Here is a 21,486-nt window from a genome sequence, read left to right as displayed (position 1 = left end):
TATCCACAGATGAATCCTGCACGTGAAACCATTGCTGCCGTTGCTACCGCCCAAGGGCGTGGTGGCGTCGGTATCGTCCGTGTCTCCGGGCCCCATGCCATGCGAATCGCCGAAGATATCTGCGGTCGCGTGCCCACGCCCCGATACGCCCACTACGGCCCGTTCCTCGATAGCGCCGGACAAACCCTGGACCAAGGGCTTGCGCTGTACTTCCCCGGCCCACACTCCTTTACGGGCGAAGACGTCCTCGAACTCCAGGGCCACGGCGGGCCTGTGGTGATGGATCTGCTGCTTCACCGCTGCCTGGAATTGGGCGCACGCCAGGCTCGACCAGGCGAATTCAGCGAGCGAGCCTTCCTCAATGACAAGCTCGACCTCGCCCAGGCCGAGGCCATTGCCGACCTGATCGAAGCCAGTTCCGAACAAGCCGCACGCAATGCCCTTCGCTCGCTTCAAGGCGAGTTCTCACGCCGGGTAAATGGCCTCACCGAGAGGCTCATCGAACTTCGTATCTACGTTGAAGCTGCCATCGACTTCCCTGAGGAAGAGATCGATTTCCTTGCTGACGGCCATGTGCTGAGCTTGCTGGATGGCGTTAGGGATAACTTATCCACAGTGCTGCGAGAAGCCGGACAAGGCGCGTTACTGCGTGACGGGATGACCGTGGTGATCGCCGGACGCCCCAATGCTGGTAAATCCAGTTTGTTGAATGCGTTGGCCGGCCGTGAAGCCGCCATCGTCACTGACGTCGCCGGCACGACACGTGATGTGCTGCGGGAACATATCCACATCGATGGCATGCCCCTGCACGTTGTGGATACCGCCGGTCTGCGTGATACCGACGACCATGTGGAAAAGATTGGTGTGGAACGTGCCCTGAAGGCCATCAGTGAAGCCGACCGTGTGCTGTTGGTGGTCGATGCCACCGCTCCGGAAGCTGCCGACCCCTTTGCCCTATGGCCAGAATTCCTCGACCAGACGCCGGATCCGGCCAAGGTCACGCTGATCCGCAACAAGGCGGACCTCAGCCAGGATCCGGTTGGACTTGAGGTCAGTGCTGATGGCCATGTGACCCTCAGCCTTTCGGCTAGGTCCGGCGACGGTCTGGACCTGCTTCGTGAACACCTCAAGGCTTGCATGGGTTACGAGCAGACCGCCGAGAGCAGCTTCAGTGCCCGCCGCCGGCACCTGGAGGCCCTGCGCCAGGCAGCCACCTACCTCGACCATGGCCGTAGCCAATTGACCCTTGCAGGCGCTGGCGAGCTCCTGGCAGAAGACTTGCGCCAAGCTCAGCAAGTACTAGGCGAAATCACTGGCGCCTTCAGCTCAGACGATTTGCTCGGACGCATCTTCTCCAGCTTCTGCATCGGCAAGTAACGCTTTCTCGAACTTACTCACATGACAAAAAGCCGCCTCCGGGCGGTTTTTTCGTATCTGCGCGTCCATCCACAGGTTGACCTAAGCTCTGTTGATAAGTTGCGTTTAACTCAGTCCGGAAGCCTGTTGAAAACGGAAGGTATAATCCTCCTGTGGATAACCACGCATTCCGCCCACAGCTTACCTACGGCATACACAGACGCTTCCCGCAGGATCAGCACAGTCTTATCCTGCCCTGTAACTACCGGTTTAGAGGCTCTCATAGCAGTTATCAACAGAAAATAGCTTCCCTAAGGTATAAACATAAGAACAAGCTTTTTTAAAAATTCTTCTCTTCTATTTTTCTAATGGCTTGTCCACATCAGCCCAAGGGAAAGGACACGATCGACAAAAGAAAGCTCAAAGCAGAGCAGGAGAAGGAGCTGGCTATTTTTTGTGCAGAAGGCTTCATTCAACGAGTCGAAGTCCCTATACTTGCCGCCTTTCCCTATTCCCCATCTATGAACAGGCACGAGGTGCGTGGTGGATTTCCCTTCCCGTTTTGACGTGATCGTGATCGGCGGCGGTCATGCCGGTACCGAGGCTGCATTGGCAGCCGCACGCATGGGCGTGAAGACGCTGCTGCTGACCCACAATGTGGAAACCCTCGGCCAGATGAGCTGCAACCCAGCCATTGGTGGCATCGGCAAGAGCCACCTGGTCAAGGAAATCGACGCGCTGGGCGGCGCCATGGCAACTGCAACCGACCTTGGTGGAATCCAGTTCCGTGTGCTGAATAGCCGCAAGGGACCTGCCGTTCGCGCTACCCGTGCTCAAGCGGACCGTGTTCTGTACAAGGCAGCTATTCGGGAGATTCTGGAGAACCAGCCGAACCTGTGGATATTCCAGCAGGCTTGTGATGACCTGATTGTGGAAAACGATCAGGTCAAAGGCGTTGTCACCCAAATGGGGCTGAGGTTCCACGCTGAATCCGTCGTTCTGACCACAGGCACCTTCCTCGGTGGACTTATCCACATCGGTCTGCAGAACTATTCCGGTGGCCGTGCAGGGGACCCGCCATCCATCGCCCTGGCCCAACGCCTGCGCGATTTACCGCTGCGCGTCGGTCGCCTGAAAACCGGTACGCCACCGCGCATCGACGGTCGCTCGGTCGATTTCTCTGTGATGACAGAACAACCTGGCGATACACCGATTCCAGTCATGTCATTCCTCGGCTCGAAAGAGCAGCACCCGCGCCAGGTCAGTTGCTGGATTACCCACACCAACGCGCGCACCCACGAGATCATCGCGAGCAACCTCGATCGTTCACCGATGTATTCCGGTGTCATCGAAGGCATCGGTCCGCGCTACTGCCCATCGATCGAAGACAAGATCCATCGCTTCGCCGACAAGGACAGCCACCAGGTCTTCCTCGAACCGGAGGGCCTGACTACCCATGAGCTTTACCCGAACGGGATCTCCACCTCGCTGCCGTTCGACGTGCAACTGCAGATCGTCCGCTCGATCCGCGGCATGGAAAACGCCCACATCGTGCGCCCCGGCTATGCCATCGAATACGACTACTTCGACCCCCGCGACCTGAAGTACAGCCTGGAGACCAAGGTCATCGGCGGCCTGTTCTTCGCCGGCCAGATCAACGGCACCACCGGTTACGAAGAGGCCGGTGCCCAGGGGCTGCTCGCTGGTGCCAACGCCGCACTCCGCGCCCAGGGCAAAGAAGCCTGGTGCCCGCGTCGAGACGAAGCCTACATCGGCGTACTCGTCGACGATCTGATCACTCTGGGTACCCAGGAGCCTTACCGAATGTTCACCTCGCGCGCCGAGTACCGGCTGATCCTGCGCGAAGACAACGCTGACCTGCGCCTAACCGAGAAAGGGCGTGAACTGGGTCTGGTTGACGACCGCCGCTGGGCCACCTTCGAGGCCAAGCGCGAAGGCATCGTGCTCGAAGAGCAACGCCTGAAGAGCACCTGGGTACGCCCTGGCACGGCTGAAGGCGACGCGATCGCCCAACGCTTCGGCACTCCACTGGCCCACGAATACAACCTGCTCAACCTGTTGAGCCGCCCCGAGATCGATTACGCCGGGCTGGTCGACGTGACCGGAGGTGGCGCCGAGGACCCGCAGGTCGCGGAACAGGTGGAGATCAAGACCAAGTACGCTGGATACATCGACCGCCAGCAGGACGAAATCGCACGTCTGCGCGCAAGCGAAGACACCCGCCTGCCTGCGGACCTGGACTACGCGACCATTTCTGGTTTGTCCAAGGAGATCCAGCACAAGCTCGGACAGACTCGTCCCGAGACGCTCGGACAGGCTTCGCGCATCCCCGGCGTCACCCCGGCAGCCATCTCCCTGCTGCTGATCCACCTGAAGAAGCGCGGCGCAGGCCGCCAGCTGGAGCAAAGCGCCTGATGTCCCTGGTCACCCAACGCCATGCAGACGAACTGTCCCTAGGCGCGCAACAACTCGCTGTTGAACTTACCCCGGTCCAGCAGGAGCACCTGCTGGCCTACCTGGCGCTGCTGATCAAGTGGAACAAGGCATACAACCTGACCGCAGTGCGCGATCCGGATGAAATGGTCTCGCGCCACCTGCTGGACAGCCTGAGCGTCCTGCCGCATGTGGCTGCACTTGGGGATAACTGGCTGGATGTCGGCAGTGGTGGGGGCATGCCTGGTATTCCGCTGGCCATCATGTTTCCCGAACGCCGTTTCACCCTGCTCGACTCCAACGGCAAGAAGACCCGTTTTCTGACCCAGGTGAAGCTGGAGCTGAAACTTGCCAACCTCGAAGTTGTCCACAGCCGCGTCGAAGCGTTCACACCTGAACGTCCGTTCGACGGGATCGTCTCCCGCGCCTTCAGTTCGCTGGAAGACTTCAGCAACTGGACGCGTCATCTGGGGGACGGTGAGACCCGCTGGTTGGCCATGAAAGGCCTGCATCCGGACGAGGAACTGCAAGCTTTGCCGGAGGACTTCCGTGTGGAGTCCGAACACGCCCTGGTCGTTCCAGGTTGCCAAGGCCAGCGGCATCTGCTGATACTGCGCCGCACGCTATAAGGGGATAGGGCTGCCATGGCCAAGGTATTCGCAATCGCCAATCAGAAAGGCGGGGTCGGCAAGACCACCACCTGTGTCAACCTGGCTGCCTCGCTGGTCGCCACCAAGCGCCGCGTGCTGTTGATCGACCTCGACCCTCAAGGCAACGCCACCATGGGCAGCGGCGTCGACAAGCTCGCGCTGGACCACTCCGTCTATGACGTCCTGACCGGCGAGTGCGACCTGGCGACCGCCATGCAATTCTCTGAGCACGGGGGCTATCAGCTGCTGCCTGCCAACCGCGACCTCACCGCGGCGGAAGTGGCTTTGCTCGAAATGCCGAACAAGGAACATCGGTTGCGCGAGGCCCTCGCACCGATTCGCGAGAACTACGACTACATCCTCATCGACTGCCCGCCTTCGCTGTCGATGCTGACGATCAACGCCCTGGTTGCCTCTGATGGCGTGATCATCCCCATGCAGTGCGAGTACTACGCACTCGAAGGCTTGTCCGACCTGGTCAACAGCATCCAGCGCATTGGCAAGTTGCTGAATCCGAGCCTGAGGATCGAAGGCCTCTTGCGCACCATGTACGACCCGCGCATCAGCCTGACCAACGAAGTGTCGGCGCAGCTCAAGACGCACTTCGGCGACAAGCTCTACGATTCTGTCATTCCGCGTAACGTGCGCCTGGCCGAAGCTCCGAGCTATGGCATGCCGGCACTGGTCTACGACAAGCAATCCCGTGGCGCCATCGCCTACTTGGCGCTGGCAGGCGAGCTGGTCCGTCGCCAGCGCGCGAACGCCAAAACCGCTACCGCATAAGGAATCCGCATGGCCGCGAAAAAACGAGGTCTGGGCCGTGGCTTGGACGCCCTGCTGGGTGGCAGTTCCGTCACAAAGCTGGAAGAAGAAGCCGTTCAGGTCGATAGCCGTGAACTGCAATACGTGCCGCTGGACCTGATCCAGCGCGGTAAGTACCAGCCTCGCCGCGACATGGACCCGACCGCCCTCGAAGAGCTGGCCCAGTCGATCAAGGCACAGGGCGTCATGCAGCCCATCGTCGTGCGTCCGATCGGCGGCGGCCGTTTCGAGATCATCGCCGGCGAACGCCGCTGGCGTGCCAGCCACCAGGCTGGACTGGACAAGATTCCGGCCATGGTCCGCGAAGTCCCTGATGAAGCCGCCATCGCCATGGCGCTGATCGAAAACATCCAGCGCGAAGACCTCAACCCGATCGAGGAAGCCATTGCCCTGCAACGCCTCCAGCAGGAGTTCCAGCTCACGCAGCAGCAGGTCGCGGAAGCAGTCGGCAAATCACGCGTCACCATCACCAACCTGCTGCGCCTGATCGGCCTGCCGGAGGAGATCAAGACCCTCCTCTCCCACGGTGACCTCGAGATGGGGCATGCACGGGCGCTTCTCGGTCTGCCCCTTGAGCGGCAGGTAGAAGGGGCGCGACATGTTGTCGCACGTGGCCTGACCGTGCGCCAGACCGAAGCACTGGTCCGGCACTGGTTGACCAGCAAGGAGAAAGCTGTCGAACCGGTCAAATCGGATCCGGACATCAGCCGCCTTGAACAGCGCCTGGCTGAGCGGTTGGGCGCTCCCGTGCAGATCAAGCATGGCCAGAAAGGCAAAGGCCAACTGGTCATTCGCTACAACTCCCTCGACGAATTACAGGGCGTCCTGGCCCACATCCGCTGAAACAATTGGTGCTGTAGCGACAGTCGGAATTCACTACCCGACAGTTGAACGGGGGGATTCCCCCCCCTATACTCTGCGCGCAATTTTGTCGGCACAAACTATGCCAAGTTATTGATTCAAGGCGCCGACGCCAGAGGATTCGCCGCGATGGATACCCGCACGCCAAACCGCCTGCCCTTCCATCGTTTGCCGGTTTTTCCGGTGCTGCTGGCCCAGTTGGTCGTGTTGTTGATTGCCGCCGTCGTTCTCTGGCAGTGGCGAGGCACGGTCGCTGGATACTCTGGGTTGTGTGGTGGCCTGATCTGTTGGCTGCCGAACCTGTATTTCGCCCACAAGGCTTTCCGCTTTAGCGGAGCCCGGGCAGCCCAAGCGATAGTCCGGTCTTTTTATGCCGGTGAGATGGGCAAGCTGATTCTGACGGCAGTGCTGTTTGCGCTGACGTTCGCAGGAGTGAAACCCCTGGAGGCGCTGGCGGTATTCGGCGTCTTCCTGCTGACCCAGGCGGTCAGCTGGTTCGCGCCCCTGCTGATGAGAACAAGATATTCGAAACCTTAGGGCGTTTGAGGCAAACATGGCAGAGCAAACCGCTTCGGGCTATATCCAGCATCACCTGCAGAACCTGACCTTCGGTCAACTGCCTTCGGGCGAGTGGGGCTTTGCCCACACCGCTGAGCAAGCCAAGGAAATGGGCTTCTGGGCCTTCCATGTGGACACCCTGGGGTGGTCCGTGGCCATGGGTCTGATCTTTGTCCTGCTGTTCCGTATGGCGGCCAAGAAGGCCACCTCCGGCCAGCCGGGCGCCCTGCAGAACCTCGTCGAAGTGATGATCAGCTTCGTCGACAGCAGCGTGAAAGACACCTTCCACGGCCGTAACCCGCTGATTGCTCCTCTGGCGCTGACCATCTTCGTCTGGATCTTCCTGATGAACGCCATCGACCTGGTGCCGGTGGATTGGATTCCGGTCCTCGCTGCCAAAATCACTGGTAACGAGCACCTGTTCTTCCGCGCTGTGCCGACCACCGACCCGAACGCCACCCTGGGCATGGCCCTCTCGGTATTTGGCCTGATCATTTTCTACAGCATCAAGGTGAAGGGTATCGGCGGTTTCCTCGGCGAACTGACCCTGCACCCATTCAGCAGCAAGAACATCCTGGTTCAGATCATTCTGATCCCGGTCAACTTCCTGCTCGAGTTCGTAACCCTGGTGGCCAAGCCGATCTCCCTGGCCCTGCGTCTGTTCGGCAACATGTACGCCGGCGAGCTGGTGTTCATCCTGATCGCTGTGATGTTCGGCGCGGGCATTCTGCTGCTGAGCGGCCTGGGCATTGCACTGCAGTGGGCGTGGGCTGTGTTCCACATCCTGATCATCACCCTGCAGGCCTTCATCTTCATGATGCTGACCATCGTCTACCTGTCGATGGCGCATGAGGACAACCATTAAGAACGTGAAGCGCACCTGACGACCTTCTCCCTTCCGGGAGGAGGCGCCCGAAGGGCGCAAGAGGGTGTCTTCAAGTTCGAGATGGTCCCACGCCAACCAGCGTGGGAAAGCCCGAAAGGGCAGTGGGAATAAACGATTTCGCTTTACCGCTTCACTTAACCCTTAACCAACACGACATAAAGTCGGGAGGAAAAATGGAAACTGTAGTAGGTCTGACCGCGATCGCCGTAGCTCTGCTGATTGGCCTGGGTGCCCTGGGTACTGCCATTGGCTTCGGTCTGCTGGGTGGCAAGTTCCTGGAAGGCGCTGCGCGTCAGCCGGAAATGGTTCCGATGCTGCAAGTCAAAATGTTCATCGTTGCCGGTCTGCTCGACGCCGTAACCATGATCGGCGTTGGTATCGCTCTGTTCTTCACCTTCGCTAACCCGTTCATTGCTCAGGTAGCCCAGTAATCCTCGTTGATCGAGGATTCGACTGACAACGAACGAGCGAGGTGTTGGCGTGAACATTAATGCAACCCTGATCGGCCAGTCCGTTGCTTTCTTCATCTTCGTACTGTTCTGCATGAAGTTCGTGTGGCCTCCGGTCATCACTGCTCTGCGGGACCGTCAGAAGAAGATTGCCGATGGCCTGGACGCTGCCAACCGTGCGGCTCGTGACTTGGAGCTGGCCCATGAGAAAGTGGGTCAGCAACTGCGCGAAGCCAAGACTCAGGCAGCTGAAATCATCGAGCAAGCCAAAAAGCGCGGTACCCAGATCGTCGACGAAGCTCGCGATCAGGCACGTGCCGAAGGCGAGCGCCTGAAGGCGCAGGCTCAGGCCGAGATCGAGCAGGAACTGAACAGTGTCAAAGACGCGCTGCGCGCCCAACTGGGTAGCCTGGCCGTTAATGGTGCCGAGAAGATCCTGGGTGCCACTATCGATCAAAACGCGCATGCGGAGCTGGTTAACAAACTGGCAGCCGAAATTTAAGCGAGGGCGATCATGGCAGAACTGACCACGCTGGCCCGACCTTACGCCAAGGCTGCTTTCGAGTACGCCCAGGCCCATCAGCAGCTGGCCGCTTGGTCGGCCATGCTAGGCCTGGCCGCTGCGGTGTCGCAGGACGACACCATGCAGCAAGTGCTCAAAGCCCCGCGACTGACGAGCGCAGAGAAAGCCAACACCTTTGTCGAGGTAGTTGGTGACAAGTTTGATGCCCAGGTAGGCAATTTCATCCACGTCCTTTCCGAGAATGGCCGCCTCGTGCTGCTGCCGGAAATCGTCGAACTGTTCGAGCTTTACAAGGCCGAGCAGGAGAAGTCGGTAGACGTGGAGGTCACCAGTGCCTTCGCATTGAGCGATGAACAGCAAGACAAACTCGCCAAGGTTCTCAGCGCACGGCTCAGCCGAGAAGTGCGTCTGCACGCCGCGGAGGATGCCAGCCTGATAGGCGGCGTCGTCATCCGCGCCGGCGACCTGGTTATCGATGGCTCGGTTCGCGGCAAGCTCGCGAAACTGGCCGAAGCGTTGAAATCTTGAGTTTGAAGGGGCAGCAGAGCAATGCAGCAACTCAATCCTTCCGAAATTAGTGAAATCATCAAGGGACGTATCGAGAAACTCGACGTCTCTTCGCAAGCCCGCAACGAAGGCACCATCGTTAGCGTGTCCGACGGTATCGTGCGCATCCACGGCCTGGCCGACGTGATGTACGGCGAGATGATCGAGTTCCCTGGTGGCGTCTATGGTATGGCGCTGAACCTGGAACAAGACTCCGTCGGTGCCGTGGTCCTCGGTAGCTATCTGACCCTCGCTGAAGGCATGAGCGCCAAGTGCACCGGCCGCATCCTCGAGGTACCGGTTGGTCCGGAACTGCTGGGCCGCGTAGTCGATGCCCTGGGCAACCCGATCGATGGCAAAGGCCCTCTGAACAACGTCGCCACCGACGCTGTAGAGAAGGTCGCGCCGGGTGTGATCTGGCGTAAGTCGGTCGACCAGCCGGTACAGACCGGCTACAAGTCGGTCGATGCCATGATTCCGGTAGGCCGTGGCCAGCGCGAGCTGATCATCGGTGACCGTCAGATCGGCAAGACCGCACTGGCAGTCGACGCCATCATCAACCAGAAGAACAGCGGCATCCGCTGCGTCTACGTTGCCATCGGTCAGAAGCAATCGACCATCGCCAACGTGGTACGCAAGCTGGAAGAAAACGGCGCCCTGGCCAACACCATCGTGGTGGCTGCCAGTGCTTCCGAATCCGCTGCGCTGCAGTTCATCGCACCGTACGCCGGCTGCACCATGGGCGAGTACTTCCGCGACCGCGGCGAAGACGCGCTGATCGTGTATGACGATCTGTCCAAGCAAGCCGTTGCCTACCGTCAGATCTCCCTGCTGCTGCGCCGTCCGCCGGGCCGCGAAGCCTACCCGGGCGACGTGTTCTATCTCCACAGTCGTCTGCTGGAGCGCGCTTCCCGCGTTTCCGAAGAGTACGTCGAGAAGTTCACCAATGGCGCCGTGACTGGCAAGACTGGTTCCCTGACTGCTCTGCCGATCATCGAAACCCAGGCTGGCGACGTTTCCGCGTTCGTTCCGACCAACGTGATCTCCATCACCGACGGTCAGATCTTCCTGGAATCGGCCATGTTCAACTCGGGTATCCGTCCGGCCGTAAACGCCGGTATCTCGGTATCCCGTGTTGGTGGTGCGGCCCAGACCAAGATCATCAAGAAGCTCTCCGGCGGTATCCGTACCGCTCTGGCGCAGTACCGCGAACTGGCGGCTTTCGCCCAGTTTGCTTCTGATCTGGACGAGGCTACCCGCAAGCAGCTTGAGCATGGTCAGCGCGTCACCGAGCTGATGAAGCAGAAGCAGTATGCGCCCATGTCGATTGCCGACATGTCGCTGAGCCTGTATGCCGCCGAGCGTGGTTTCCTGCAGGACATCGAAGTCGCCAAGATCGGCGCTTTCGAGCAGGCCCTGATTGCTTACTTCAACCGGGATCACGCCGCTCTGCTGGCGAAGATCAACGAGAAGGGTGACTTCAATGACGAAATCGACGCAGGCCTGAAAGCCGGTATCGAGAAGTTCAAAGCCACCCAAACCTGGTAAGCCGCAGCGGGGGTCGCAAGACCCCCGCCTGCTAACCTGATAGGTGTCAAATGGCAGGCGCAAAAGAGATTCGCAGCAAGATTGCGAGCATCAAAAGCACGCAGAAGATCACCAGCGCCATGGAAAAGGTGGCGGTCAGCAAGATGCGCAGAGCTCAAATGCGCATGGCTGCCAGCCGTCCCTACGCGGAGCGCATCCGCCAGGTGATCGGTCATCTGGCCAACGCCAACCCGGAGTACCGCCATCCGTTCATGATCGAGCGCGAAGTGAAGCGCGTCGGTTATGTCGTGGTGAGCAGTGACCGTGGCTTGTGCGGCGGCTTGAACACCAACCTGTTCAAGGCCCTGGTCAAGGACATGGCGGGTTATCGCGAGCAAGGCGTAGAGGTCGACCTCTGCGTGATTGGTAGCAAGGGTGCGGCCTTCTTCCGCAACTTCGGCGGTAACGTCGTTGCAGCTATCAGCCATATCGGCGAAGAGCCGTCGATCAACGATCTGATCGGCAGCGTCAAGGTGATGCTCGATGCATACCTGGAAGGCCGTGTCGATCGCCTGTTCGTGGTCTCCAACAAGTTCGTCAATACAATGACGCAGAAGCCGACCGTGGACCAACTGGTTCCGCTGGTGGCCGATCCGGATCAAGAGCTCAAGCATCACTGGGACTACCTCTACGAACCCGACGCCAAGGAGCTCCTCGAAGGGCTGCTGGTGCGCTACGTGGAATCCCAGGTGTATCAGGCGGTCGTCGAGAACAACGCAGCCGAGCAAGCGGCGCGGATGATCGCGATGAAGAACGCCACTGACAACGCCGGTGACCTGATCAGCGAACTTCAGCTGGTCTACAACAAGGCCCGTCAGGCTGCGATCACCCAAGAGATCTCGGAAATCGTCGGCGGCGCTGCTGCGGTTTAAGAACGGTTCAAATATTCAGAGGAACCAGATATGAGTAGCGGACGTATCGTTCAAATCATCGGCGCCGTTATCGACGTGGAATTTCCGCGTGACCAGGTGCCGAACGTCTATGAGGCGCTGAAAGTACAAGGCGCTGAAACCACCCTGGAAGTCCAGCAGCAGCTGGGCGACGGCGTGGTCCGTACCATTGCGATGGGTTCGACCGAAGGCCTGAAACGCGGCCTGGACGTCAACAGCACTGGCAAAGCCATTTCCGTACCGGTGGGCAAAGCGACCCTGGGCCGGATCATGGACGTGCTGGGCAACCCGATCGACGAAGCTGGCCCGATCGGTGAAGAAGAGCAGTGGGAAATCCACCGCCCTGCACCCACCTATGCCGAACAAGCTGGCTCCAATGAGCTGCTGGAAACCGGTATCAAGGTTATCGACCTGGTCTGCCCGTTCGCCAAGGGCGGTAAAGTCGGTCTGTTCGGTGGCGCCGGTGTCGGCAAGACCGTGAACATGATGGAACTGATCCGTAACATCGCCATCGAGCACAGCGGTTATTCCGTGTTCGCGGGTGTGGGTGAGCGTACTCGTGAGGGTAACGACTTCTACCACGAGATGAAGGACTCCAACGTTCTGGACAAAGTGGCCCTGGTATACGGCCAGATGAACGAGCCGCCGGGCAACCGTCTGCGCGTTGCACTGACCGGCCTGACCATGGCCGAGAAGTTCCGTGACGAGGGTCGTGACGTTCTGCTGTTCGTCGACAACATCTACCGCTACACCCTGGCCGGTACCGAAGTGTCCGCGCTGCTGGGTCGTATGCCGTCCGCTGTGGGTTACCAGCCGACCCTGGCCGAGGAAATGGGCGTTCTGCAAGAGCGCATCACCTCCACCAAGACCGGTTCGATCACCTCCATCCAGGCCGTATACGTTCCTGCGGACGACCTGACCGACCCGAGCCCGGCGACCACCTTCGCCCACCTCGACGCCACCGTCGTACTGTCCCGTGACATCGCCTCCCTGGGTATCTACCCAGCTGTCGACCCACTGGACTCGACCTCCCGTCAGCTGGACCCGCTGGTGATCGGTCAGGATCACTACGACACCGCTCGCGGCGTACAGTATGTTCTGCAGCGTTACAAGGAGCTGAAGGACATCATCGCGATCCTGGGTATGGACGAACTGTCCGAAGCGGACAAGCAGTTGGTATCCCGTGCTCGTAAGATCCAGCGCTTCCTGTCGCAGCCGTTCTTCGTGGCAGAAGTCTTCACTGGTTCGCCGGGTAAGTACGTGTCCCTGAAGGACACCATCGCTGGCTTCAAAGGCATCCTTAACGGTGACTACGACCACCTGCCCGAGCAGGCGTTCTACATGGTCGGCGGCATCGAAGAAGCCATCGAGAAAGCGAAGAAACTGTAACCCCCTGAGCGCCCGGCAACGGGCGCTTACGTGAGGCAAGCGTATGGCTATTACTGTCCATTGCGATATCGTCAGCGCCGAAGCGGAGATCTTCTCCGGTCTGGTAGAGATGGTGATTGCGCACGGCAACCTGGGCGATCTGGGTATCGCTCCGGGCCACGCCCCGCTGATCACTGACCTCAAGCCGGGTCCCATCCGCCTGGTCAAGCAGGGTGGTGGGGAAGAGGTGTATTACATCTCCGGTGGTTTCCTCGAGGTCCAGCCGAACATGGTGAAGGTCCTGGCCGACACCGTGCTGCGTGCCAGCGATCTGGACGAAGCTGCTGCTCAGGAGTCCCTCAAGGCTGCTGAAAAGGCCCTGCACGAGAAAGGCGCGGAGTTCGATTACTCCAACGCATCTGCTCGTCTGGCCGAGGCTGCAGCCCAGCTGCGAACCGTCCAGCAGATCCGCAAGAAGTTCGGCGGCTAATCCCGCAGGCTTCATTGCAATCGAGTTAAAGGGTAGCCTTGGCTACCCTTTTTCTTTTCCGCTTGTTTGTTAACAGCCTGACTCGGTGATTCACGTCATGTCCCTCGATATCGTCATCCTCGCGGCCGGCCAAGGCACGCGTATGCGTTCCGCGCTGCCCAAAGTCCTGCATCCGGTGGCCGGCAAAGCCATGCTGGGTCACGTCATAGACACTGCTCGCAAGCTGCAGCCGCAAGGCATCCATGTGGTGATCGGCCACGGCGCCGAGACCGTGCGTGAGCGCTTGGCAGCAGACGACCTGAGCTTCGTCCTGCAAACCGAGCAGCTGGGAACCGGCCATGCCGTCGCCCAGGCGTTGCAGCAATTGAGTGCCGAGCGTGTGCTGATCCTCTACGGTGATGTGCCGCTGATCGAAGTGGAAACCCTGGAGCGCCTGCTGCAGAAAGTCAGCGAGGATCAACTTGCCTTGCTCACCGTGGAGCTGGATGACCCCACCGGTTATGGCCGCATCGTCCGCGACGTGGCTGGCGTAGTGAAGGCCATCGTCGAACACAAAGATGCCTCGCCGGAGCAGCGCGCCATTCGCGAGGGCAACACCGGCATCCTGGCGGTACCGGGTAAGCGTTTGGCTGACTGGCTGGGACGATTGTCAAATGACAATGCCCAGGGCGAGTACTACCTGACCGACGTCATCGCCATGGCTGTTTCCGATGGGCTGGTGGTGGCCACCGAGCATCCTCACGACACGATGGAAGTGCAGGGTGCCAACGACCGCATCCAACTCGCAGAGCTCGAGCGGCACTACCAGAAGCGTGCAGGCCGCCGCTTGATGGCCCAGGGGGTGACCCTGCTCGACCCGGCACGCTTCGACCTGCGCGGTGAAGTTACTGTGGGCCGGGACGTGCAGATCGACATCAACGTGATCCTCGAAGGCAAGGTGGTGATCGAAGATGGAGTGCTGATCGGTCCCAACTGCGTGATCAAGGACAGCACCCTGCGCCGCGGAGCCGTGGTCAAGGCCAACAGTCACCTGGAAGGTGCCGAGCTGGGTGAAGGCGCAGATTGCGGTCCGTTCGCCCGCCTGCGTCCTGGCGCGGTATTGGGTGCAAAGGCTCATGTGGGTAACTTCGTCGAACTGAAGAACGCCGTGATGGGCGAGGGCGCCAAAGCTGGCCACCTGAGCTACTTGGGTGACGCCGAGATTGGCGCACGGACCAACATTGGCGCCGGCACCATCACGTGCAATTACGATGGTGCGAACAAGTTTCGGACCGTCATGGGCGAAGACGTCTTCATTGGTTCCAACAGCGCCCTCGTCGCTCCGGTGACCCTGGGTGACGGTGTGACTACAGGGGCGGGCTCCACCATTACCCAGGACGTGCCGGCCAACACCCTGGCGGTTGGCCGCGCCAAGCAGCGCAATATCGAAGGCTGGAAGCGCCCGGAAAAGATCCAGAAGTAAGGCTTATCTCTAACAAGAGGCGGCTCAGGCCGCCTTTTGTCGTTTCCAGGGTTGACGTATCCGTGCTGTTAGGTTTTGATTTGCTCTATTATCTTTCGAATCGAAACTTAGCTAATGACGAAACGGAACACTCCCCAGCGTCGCCATGCAATCCTCGCGCTACTCAATGAGCAGGGCGAAGTGAGCGTCGATGAACTGGCCAGAGCTTTTTCCACGTCGGAAGTGACGATCCGAAAGGACCTCACTGCGCTGGAGAAGAACGGCCTGCTGCTGCGGCGGTACGGTGGGGCTGTACCCATGCCGCAGGAGCTGATTGGTGAGGGTAGCCATCCCGTTTCCTCATACAAGCTGGCCATCGCCCGCGCGGCTGTAGGCTGCATACGCGAGCATGCACGGATCATCATCGACAGTGGCAGCACCACCGCGGCGATGATTCCGGAGCTGGGCCGCAAGCCCGGACTTGTGGTCATGACCAACTCCCTGAGCGTGGCCAATGCCCTGCGCGAACTGGAGCACGAACCTGTGCTGTTGATGACCGGTGGAACCTGGGACCCGCATTCGGAGTCATTCCAGGGGCAGGTTGCCGAGCAGGTCCTGCGGTCGTATGACTTTGACCAGCTGTTCGTCGGTGCCGACGGCATCGATCTGCAGCGCGGCACCACCACTTTCAACGAGCTGCTGGGCTTGTCCCGCGTCATGGCCGAAGTTGCCCGCGAAGTCATCGTGATGGCGGAAGCGGACAAGGTCGGGCGGCGGATGCCCAACCTCGAGCTGCCCTGGAACAGCATCACCACCCTGATTACCGATGAGCGCCTTTCGCAGGAAGCGCGCGACCAGATCACTGCGCGCGGGGTCAAGTTGATCTGCGCGAGTGTCGATTGAAATAGGAGAAACAAGCATGTGTGGCATCGTTGGCGCCATCGCTGAGCGCAACATCACCGCAATCCTCATCGAGGGCCTGAAGCGCCTTGAGTACCGTGGGTACGACAGCGCTGGCGTTGCACTCTTCAATGGCGAGGGCACGCTGGTGCGCCGTCGTCGCGCCGGCAAGGTGGCCGAGCTGGAACAAGCCCTGGCCGCAGAACCAGCCGCAGGTCGACTGGGCATTGCCCATACTCGCTGGGCAACCCATGGGGCCCCTTGCGAGCGTAATGCTCACCCGCACTTCTCCGGTGACGAATTGGCGGTGGTGCACAACGGCATCATCGAAAACCATGAGGCCCTGCGCGAGCAGCTCAAGGGGCTCGGCTATGTATTCAGCTCCGACACCGACACCGAAGTCATCGTCCACCTGCTGCACCACAAGCTAGCCGAGCTGGGCGACCTGACCGTCGCGCTCAAGGCTGCCGTTGCCGAACTGCACGGTGCCTACGGTCTGGCGGTGATCAGCGCGAAGCAACCTGATCGCCTGCTGGCTGCTCGTAGCGGCAGCCCGCTAGTCATCGGCCTGGGGATCGGCGAGAACTTCCTGGCTTCGGACCAGCTGGCTCTGCGTCAGGTCACTGACCGCTTCATCTACCTGGAAGAAGGCGATATCGCCGAGATCCGTCGAGACAGCGTGCAGATCTGGGACCAGGCCGGCCATCCGGTGCAGCGTGAGCAGGTCCAGTACCACGAAGGTGCCGAGGCCGCTGACAAAGGCGAATACCGCCACTTCATGCTCAAGGAAATCCACGAACAGCCCAAAGTGGTCCAGCGCACCCTGGAAGGCCGCCTGGGCACTGACCATGTGCTGGTAAATGCCTTCGGCCCGCGCGCTACCGAGCTGTTCGCCAAGGTGCGCAATGTGCAGATCGTCGCCTGCGGCACCAGTTATCACGCTGGCATGGTTGCACGTTACTGGCTTGAAGAGCTGGCCGGTATTCCCTGCCAGATTGAAGTGGCCAGCGAGTTCCGCTACCGCAAGGTGGTGGTGCAACCGGACACCCTGTTCGTCACCATTTCCCAGTCGGGCGAAACCGCCGATACCCTGGCCGCCCTACGCAATGCCAAGGCACTGGGCTACCTGAGCAGCCTGGCCATTTGTAACGTCGGCACCAGCTCCCTCGTTCGCGAATCGGACCTGACCCTGCTGACCCAGGCAGGTCCGGAAATCGGCGTGGCCTCGACCAAGGCCTTCACCACCCAGCTCGTGGGGCTGATGCTGCTGACCCTATCACTGGGCCAAGTACATGGCACCCTGGAGCAGGGCGTGGAAGCCGGTCTGGTGGAGGAATTGCGTCGCCTGCCGACCCGCCTGGGTGAAGCCCTGGCGATGGACAAGACGGTGGAGAAGGTCGCCGAACTGTTCGCCGAGAAGAACCATACCCTGTTCCTCGGCCGCGGCGCCCAGTACCCGGTGGCAATGGAGGGTTCCCTCAAGCTCAAGGAGATCTCCTACATCCACGCCGAGGCCTACCCGGCTGGCGAACTCAAGCACGGCCCGCTGGCCCTGGTGGATAGCGACATGCCAGTGGTTACGGTTGCGCCTAACAACGAGCTGGTTGAGAAGCTCAAGTCGAACCTGCAGGAAGTCCGCGCGCGGGGCGGCGAGCTGATCGTTTTCGCTGATCGTGAGGCCGGAATCGACAACGGCGAAGGCACCCACGTGGTCAACATGCCGCATATCGACGATGCCCTGGCGCCGATTCTCTACACCATCCCGCTGCAGCTGCTGTCTTACTACGTCGCTGTACTCAAGGGGACGGACGTCGACCAGCCGCGCAACCTCGCCAAGTCGGTGACGGTCGAGTAAAGCGGTCACTGCCGCGTCGAAGCGTCCATCAGCAACAGAAGCAGAAGCCGGTATAGGTTTGCGCCTCCACCGGCTTCTGCAGTTTCAGCTGAATTCGGGTGAATGTGGCGAAGCCACAAACCAGCCGATCCACTCTCAATTCATGCTCATACCGAGTGCTTGATCCAGAGCGTCAAGCATCAGGTCGGCATGCTCCTTCTTGAAAGCGAGAAGCGGACGAATCTTGAGGATGTTCTCCCGAGGGCCTGCGGCACTGATCAGCACGCCGCGCTCGCGCAGGTCGTTGACGATGCGTCGGGTAACCAGTGCTGCCGGCTCTTTTGTCTCCCGATTGCTGACCAGTTCGATACCGAAAAACATTCCTGCTCCGCGCACGTCGCCAATCAGCTCGTGGCGTTCGGCGAGGCGGCGGAAACCTTGTAACAAGTAGCCGCCGATCTCCGCTGAGCGCTGCTGCAGGCCTTCTTCCTGGATGACGTCCAGCACCGCCTTGGCGGCAGCACAGGAAACCGGATTCCCACCGAAGGTATTGAAGTAGCGCACGCTGCGGCCGAAGCGTTCGATCACCTCTGCGCGGGCCACCACTCCGGCGATGGGCTGACCGTTCCCCATGGGCTTGCCCAGGGTGACGATGTCCGGCTGCACGGCGTGCCTCTGGAAACCCCACATAGTCGCGCCGGTACGAGCAAATCCGGACTGGACTTCATCGGCGATGTAGAGCAGTCCCTCGGAGCGAGCAACCGCTACCGCTTCGGCGAGGAAACCAGCGGGGTCGGCGAATACGCCGTCGCTGGCGAAGATGCCGTCCAGGAGCAGCGCAGCAGGCTTGATGCCATTGGCGCGCAGGTCGGCAATCGCCGCGCGCACATCGGCGGCGAACGTTGCTGCGACGTTCTCGGCGCCTAGCCTATAGGCGTCCGGCGCGCGTACGGTGCGAGCGTGCGCAGGCAGGGTGATGCCCGCACCGAGGGACGGCGAAAGCTCCGAAATGTCCCCGGTGACACCGTGATAGGCGAATCGGGTAATGATCACCCCTTCGCCGCCGGTGAAGTGACGGGCGATACGCAGGGCCAGGTCGTTGGCCTCGCTGCCGGTGCAGGTGAACATCACCCGGTCCAGGCCGTCGGGAAACGTCGCCAGCAACTGTTCGGCGTAATCGAGGATGCCTTCCTGCAGGTAGCGGGTGTGGGTGTTGAGGCGGGCGGCCTGGGCGCAGATTGCTTCGACCACACGTGGGTGGCAATGGCCCACCGAGGCCACATTGTTGTAGGCGTCCAGGTAGCGCCGACCCTGCTCGTCAAAGAGCCAGACCCCTTCGCCGCGTACCGTGTGCAGCGGGCGCTCGTAGAACAGTCGGTAGGCCGGGCCCAGCAGGCGTTCGCGGCGCTCGATCAGGCGCCTTTCCTGTTCGTCCAGGCGCTCGGCGTCGGTCGGGCTGAATCCGTTGATCATGCTCATGCGTGCGATTCCTCTTGGCAGGCCTTGGCAAGCTGCGCCTGGGCCTGGGTACGGGATAAGCGGGCCAGCCCCTGCAGGCTCTGCCAGGCGTGATGGGTATTGCGCAGGATGTACTCGCGGTTTTCAGGGTGCAGGCTGGCGCGCCAGGCTGTTATGCACAGGGTCATCACCAGGCGCGTGGCAATCAGGTCCGCGAGGATTGCTTGCTCGTCCGGCAGCAGCGGGTTGCGGCGATGATAGGCCGCGACGAACTCGGCTGCTGGTGACAGGGGGTCGTCGAGGCCACCCAGTTGGTAGGCCGCAGCGACTGCCAGGTCATTGAGCAGCGGCGCATACACCATGTCGCCGAAGTCGAGGATGTTGAGAATTCGCTCGGGATGCTGTTCATCGACGATGACGTTGTGCGGATTGAGGTCGTTGTGGATCACCTGCGCTCGCAGTTTCGAAAAGTGCGGCAGGGCCTGTTGCTCGAAATTGTCGAGGAAGCGTTCTACCAGGGCCCGCTTGTCCAACTCGTCGATGTGTGGCAGCAGGCGACGAAGGCGTGAGGCATGCTTCATGTCCCAGAGCAATTCATGGCCGGAGGCAGGGTGGTTGAAGTCCTGCAGTGCACGATCGAGGCGGCCCAGGGCGTCACCCAGGTTCCGTCGGAGGGTCGGGCTGCGCTCAGCGACGCGATGCAAGGGTAGCCCGTCGACGAACGACATCATCCGGGCAAGCATGGGTTGACCGTCAACCTCGACAACGAACTGGTACGCCCCGTCCAGCGCCGGGTAGACACGTTGCACCGGAAGGTCTGGGTCGGCGCGCTGGATATGCAGCAAGGCGCTGTTCTGGAAATCCACGACCTGCGGATCTTCCAGCGGGTGGGACAATTTGAGCAAACGCGTCACGCCGTCCGTGCTGGAGATACGGAAGTTCAGGTCGCGTTCGCCGGCGAGACGATGTGCGGCACCATGAAGGCCGAAACGTTCGGCGGCGATCGCGACAGCCTGCTCGAGGCTGACGTGGGCTGGCGCGACTTCCAGCAGGTGGTCATGGACGGCAGCGGTATTCAGGGACACTGCGGATACTCCATTGGATCATGCATGAACAGCCCACCCGGCAGTGCCGGGCGGGCTTGCCGGGTTACTTGCTGGCCCAGGCGTTGAAGCGTTGTTCCAGTTCCTCGCCATGGTCGATCCAGAACTCCGTATCCATGGCCCGCGCATACTCGAGGTTTTCGGGTGCAGTGGGGAGTTTGGAACGGATCGCCGGATCGATCAGGCCGAGCGTATGCACGTTGGTCGGACCATAGGGAATTGCCTCGGCAAAGACCTTCTGGTTCTCAGGCTTGTTGGCCAGCGCGATGAATTGCTCGGCCAGCGCTTTATTCTTGCTGCCCTTGACGATGGCCCAGTGGTCGACGTCGTACAAACTGCCGTTCCATTGCATAGCGAACGGCAGACCTTCCTTTTGCGCGGTGGTGACGCGGCCGTTGTACGCCGAGGTCATCACCACATCGCCGGCGGCCAGCCATTGAAGCGGTTGCGCACCGGCCTCCCACCACTGGATGTCGGACTTGATCCGGTCGAGCTTGCGGAATGCCCGGTCCACGCCTTCCTTCGTGCCGAGCACCTTGTACAGATCTTCCAGCTTCACGCCATCGGCGAGCAAAGCGAACTCCAGGGTGAACTTGGCGCCACGACGCAGGCCGCGCTTGCCAGGAAAGCGCTCGGTGTCCCAGAAGTCTGCCCAGCTCGTGGGCGCCTGGGCCAGCTTCTTGGCGTCATAGGTGAGCAAGGTGGACCAGATGAAGATTCCTACGCCGCAGTCGCTCACCGCCGCATCGAGAAAGTCCTCGCGCTTACCCAGCCTGGACCAGTCCAGTTGCTCGAACAGCCCTTCGCTGCAACCTCGGATCAGCTCAGGTGACTCGACCTCGACAACATCCCAGGTGGCGTGGCCGGTATTGGCCATCACCTTGATCTTGGCCATCTCGCCGTTGTACTCGGTGGCCTGGACGGTGACTTTGTTCTGCGTCGAAAAGGGTTGGTAGAAGGCTTTTTCCTGGGCCTGTTTGTTATCACCGCCGAACGACACCACGGTAAGGGTGTCGGCTGCGTGGACCTGGACGGCAGCGCCGGCCAGCAACATCAATGCTGCGACTTTCTTGAACATGCGAATGCTCCTTGGGGAACCAGGGTGGTCCGAAGTACAGGGGGCAGCTTGAAGAGTGGGAGGTGTCGACTCGGCCTGGGGAGTCGGACCTTTCCCATGGGTCATGGGGACGAGCCCGATGAATAACGACGCATCGAGGGATTGGGCTTGTGCATGCGATGTCCTCCGTTTCCTTGTTCTTGTCATCGGTAGGCGAGGTGATTAAATCATCATTCAAAACATGATGCATCAT

20 protein-coding genes are annotated in these 21,486 nt (G+C 60.6%); 17 read left to right on the top strand and 3 right to left on the bottom strand.

Annotation, left to right across the window (positions count from 1 at the left end):
• Positions 1-9: 9 nt before the first annotated feature.
• The 17 genes from mnmE (at position 10) to glmS (ending at position 17,636) form a co-directional block, all read left to right on the top strand.
• Entirely contained in the window at positions 10-1,377 is a 1,368-nt protein-coding gene (gene mnmE, locus J7302_RS14390; protein ID WP_215375719.1) for a tRNA uridine-5-carboxymethylaminomethyl(34) synthesis GTPase MnmE, read from the top strand.
• A gap of 522 nt (positions 1,378-1,899) precedes the next feature.
• The gene (gene mnmG, locus J7302_RS14385) at positions 1,900-3,792 is read left to right on the top strand and encodes a tRNA uridine-5-carboxymethylaminomethyl(34) synthesis enzyme MnmG (RefSeq protein ID WP_215375716.1); all 1,893 of its coding nucleotides are present in this window, start codon (positions 1,900-1,902) and stop codon (positions 3,790-3,792) included.
• Complete coding sequence (gene rsmG, locus J7302_RS14380; protein ID WP_215375712.1) at positions 3,792-4,439, top strand: 16S rRNA (guanine(527)-N(7))-methyltransferase RsmG; 648 nt, start codon at positions 3,792-3,794, stop codon at positions 4,437-4,439. The genes mnmG and rsmG overlap by 1 nt, the downstream gene beginning before the upstream one ends.
• A gap of 15 nt (positions 4,440-4,454) precedes the next feature.
• Positions 4,455-5,243 (top strand): ParA family protein, encoded by a 789-nt coding sequence (locus J7302_RS14375; RefSeq protein WP_215375709.1) that lies wholly within the window; start codon positions 4,455-4,457, stop codon positions 5,241-5,243.
• Positions 5,244-5,252: 9 nt separating this feature from the next.
• Positions 5,253-6,125, top strand: a complete 873-nt coding sequence (locus tag J7302_RS14370; RefSeq protein WP_215375705.1) for a ParB/RepB/Spo0J family partition protein — start codon at positions 5,253-5,255, stop codon at positions 6,123-6,125.
• 147 nt (positions 6,126-6,272) lie between these two features.
• Complete coding sequence (locus J7302_RS14365) at positions 6,273-6,680, top strand: F0F1 ATP synthase subunit I (protein WP_215375702.1); 408 nt, start codon at positions 6,273-6,275, stop codon at positions 6,678-6,680.
• A gap of 16 nt (positions 6,681-6,696) precedes the next feature.
• Positions 6,697-7,566: a F0F1 ATP synthase subunit A gene (gene atpB / locus J7302_RS14360; RefSeq protein ID WP_215375697.1), complete on the top strand. Its 870-nt coding sequence runs from the start codon at positions 6,697-6,699 to the stop codon at positions 7,564-7,566.
• 194 nt (positions 7,567-7,760) lie between these two features.
• The gene (atpE, locus tag J7302_RS14355; protein WP_003457994.1) at positions 7,761-8,018 is read left to right on the top strand and encodes a F0F1 ATP synthase subunit C; all 258 of its coding nucleotides are present in this window, start codon (positions 7,761-7,763) and stop codon (positions 8,016-8,018) included.
• 49 nt (positions 8,019-8,067) lie between these two features.
• On the top strand, positions 8,068-8,538 hold the full coding sequence (locus tag J7302_RS14350; protein WP_215375692.1) for a F0F1 ATP synthase subunit B: 471 nt from the start codon (positions 8,068-8,070) through the stop codon (positions 8,536-8,538).
• A gap of 12 nt (positions 8,539-8,550) precedes the next feature.
• Positions 8,551-9,087 carry a F0F1 ATP synthase subunit delta gene (locus J7302_RS14345; protein ID WP_215375689.1) on the top strand — a complete coding sequence of 179 codons (537 nt, stop codon included), beginning with the start codon at positions 8,551-8,553 and terminating at the stop codon, positions 9,085-9,087.
• A gap of 21 nt (positions 9,088-9,108) precedes the next feature.
• Positions 9,109-10,653 (top strand): F0F1 ATP synthase subunit alpha, encoded by a 1,545-nt coding sequence (gene atpA, locus J7302_RS14340; protein ID WP_215375686.1) that lies wholly within the window; start codon positions 9,109-9,111, stop codon positions 10,651-10,653.
• Between the two features lie 50 nt (positions 10,654-10,703).
• On the top strand, positions 10,704-11,564 hold the full coding sequence (gene atpG / locus J7302_RS14335) for a F0F1 ATP synthase subunit gamma (protein WP_215375683.1): 861 nt from the start codon (positions 10,704-10,706) through the stop codon (positions 11,562-11,564).
• Between the two features lie 30 nt (positions 11,565-11,594).
• The gene (gene atpD, locus J7302_RS14330; RefSeq protein ID WP_215375680.1) at positions 11,595-12,971 is read left to right on the top strand and encodes a F0F1 ATP synthase subunit beta; all 1,377 of its coding nucleotides are present in this window, start codon (positions 11,595-11,597) and stop codon (positions 12,969-12,971) included.
• 43 nt (positions 12,972-13,014) lie between these two features.
• Positions 13,015-13,440 (top strand): F0F1 ATP synthase subunit epsilon, encoded by a 426-nt coding sequence (locus tag J7302_RS14325; protein ID WP_215375676.1) that lies wholly within the window; start codon positions 13,015-13,017, stop codon positions 13,438-13,440.
• A gap of 97 nt (positions 13,441-13,537) precedes the next feature.
• The gene (gene glmU, locus J7302_RS14320; RefSeq protein WP_215375673.1) at positions 13,538-14,902 is read left to right on the top strand and encodes a bifunctional UDP-N-acetylglucosamine diphosphorylase/glucosamine-1-phosphate N-acetyltransferase GlmU; all 1,365 of its coding nucleotides are present in this window, start codon (positions 13,538-13,540) and stop codon (positions 14,900-14,902) included.
• Positions 14,903-15,016: 114 nt separating this feature from the next.
• Positions 15,017-15,784 (top strand): DeoR/GlpR family DNA-binding transcription regulator, encoded by a 768-nt coding sequence (locus J7302_RS14315; RefSeq protein ID WP_215375670.1) that lies wholly within the window; start codon positions 15,017-15,019, stop codon positions 15,782-15,784.
• Between the two features lie 16 nt (positions 15,785-15,800).
• Positions 15,801-17,636 carry a glutamine--fructose-6-phosphate transaminase (isomerizing) gene (gene glmS, locus J7302_RS14310; protein WP_215375667.1) on the top strand — a complete coding sequence of 612 codons (1,836 nt, stop codon included), beginning with the start codon at positions 15,801-15,803 and terminating at the stop codon, positions 17,634-17,636.
• Positions 17,637-17,771: 135 nt separating this feature from the next.
• On the opposite strand, the gene J7302_RS14305 is transcribed toward glmS, so the two are convergent.
• From J7302_RS14305 to J7302_RS14295, 3 genes are all read right to left on the bottom strand, one after another.
• Entirely contained in the window at positions 17,772-19,094 is a 1,323-nt protein-coding gene (locus J7302_RS14305; RefSeq protein ID WP_215375663.1) for an aspartate aminotransferase family protein, read from the bottom strand.
• Positions 19,091-20,158 carry a phosphotransferase gene (locus J7302_RS14300; protein WP_215375660.1) on the bottom strand — a complete coding sequence of 356 codons (1,068 nt, stop codon included), beginning with the start codon at positions 20,156-20,158 and terminating at the stop codon, positions 19,091-19,093. Before J7302_RS14300 ends, J7302_RS14305 begins: the two co-directional genes overlap by 4 nt.
• Before the next feature lie 64 nt (positions 20,159-20,222).
• Positions 20,223-21,254, bottom strand: a complete 1,032-nt coding sequence (locus J7302_RS14295) for an ABC transporter substrate-binding protein (protein WP_215375657.1) — start codon at positions 21,252-21,254, stop codon at positions 20,223-20,225.
• Positions 21,255-21,486: the final 232 nt, after the last annotated feature.

This window comes from Metapseudomonas boanensis (assembly GCF_018704125.1).
Lineage (GTDB): Bacteria > Pseudomonadota > Gammaproteobacteria > Pseudomonadales > Pseudomonadaceae > Metapseudomonas > Metapseudomonas boanensis.
This window is presented reverse-complemented; position numbering and strand designations above follow the sequence as displayed.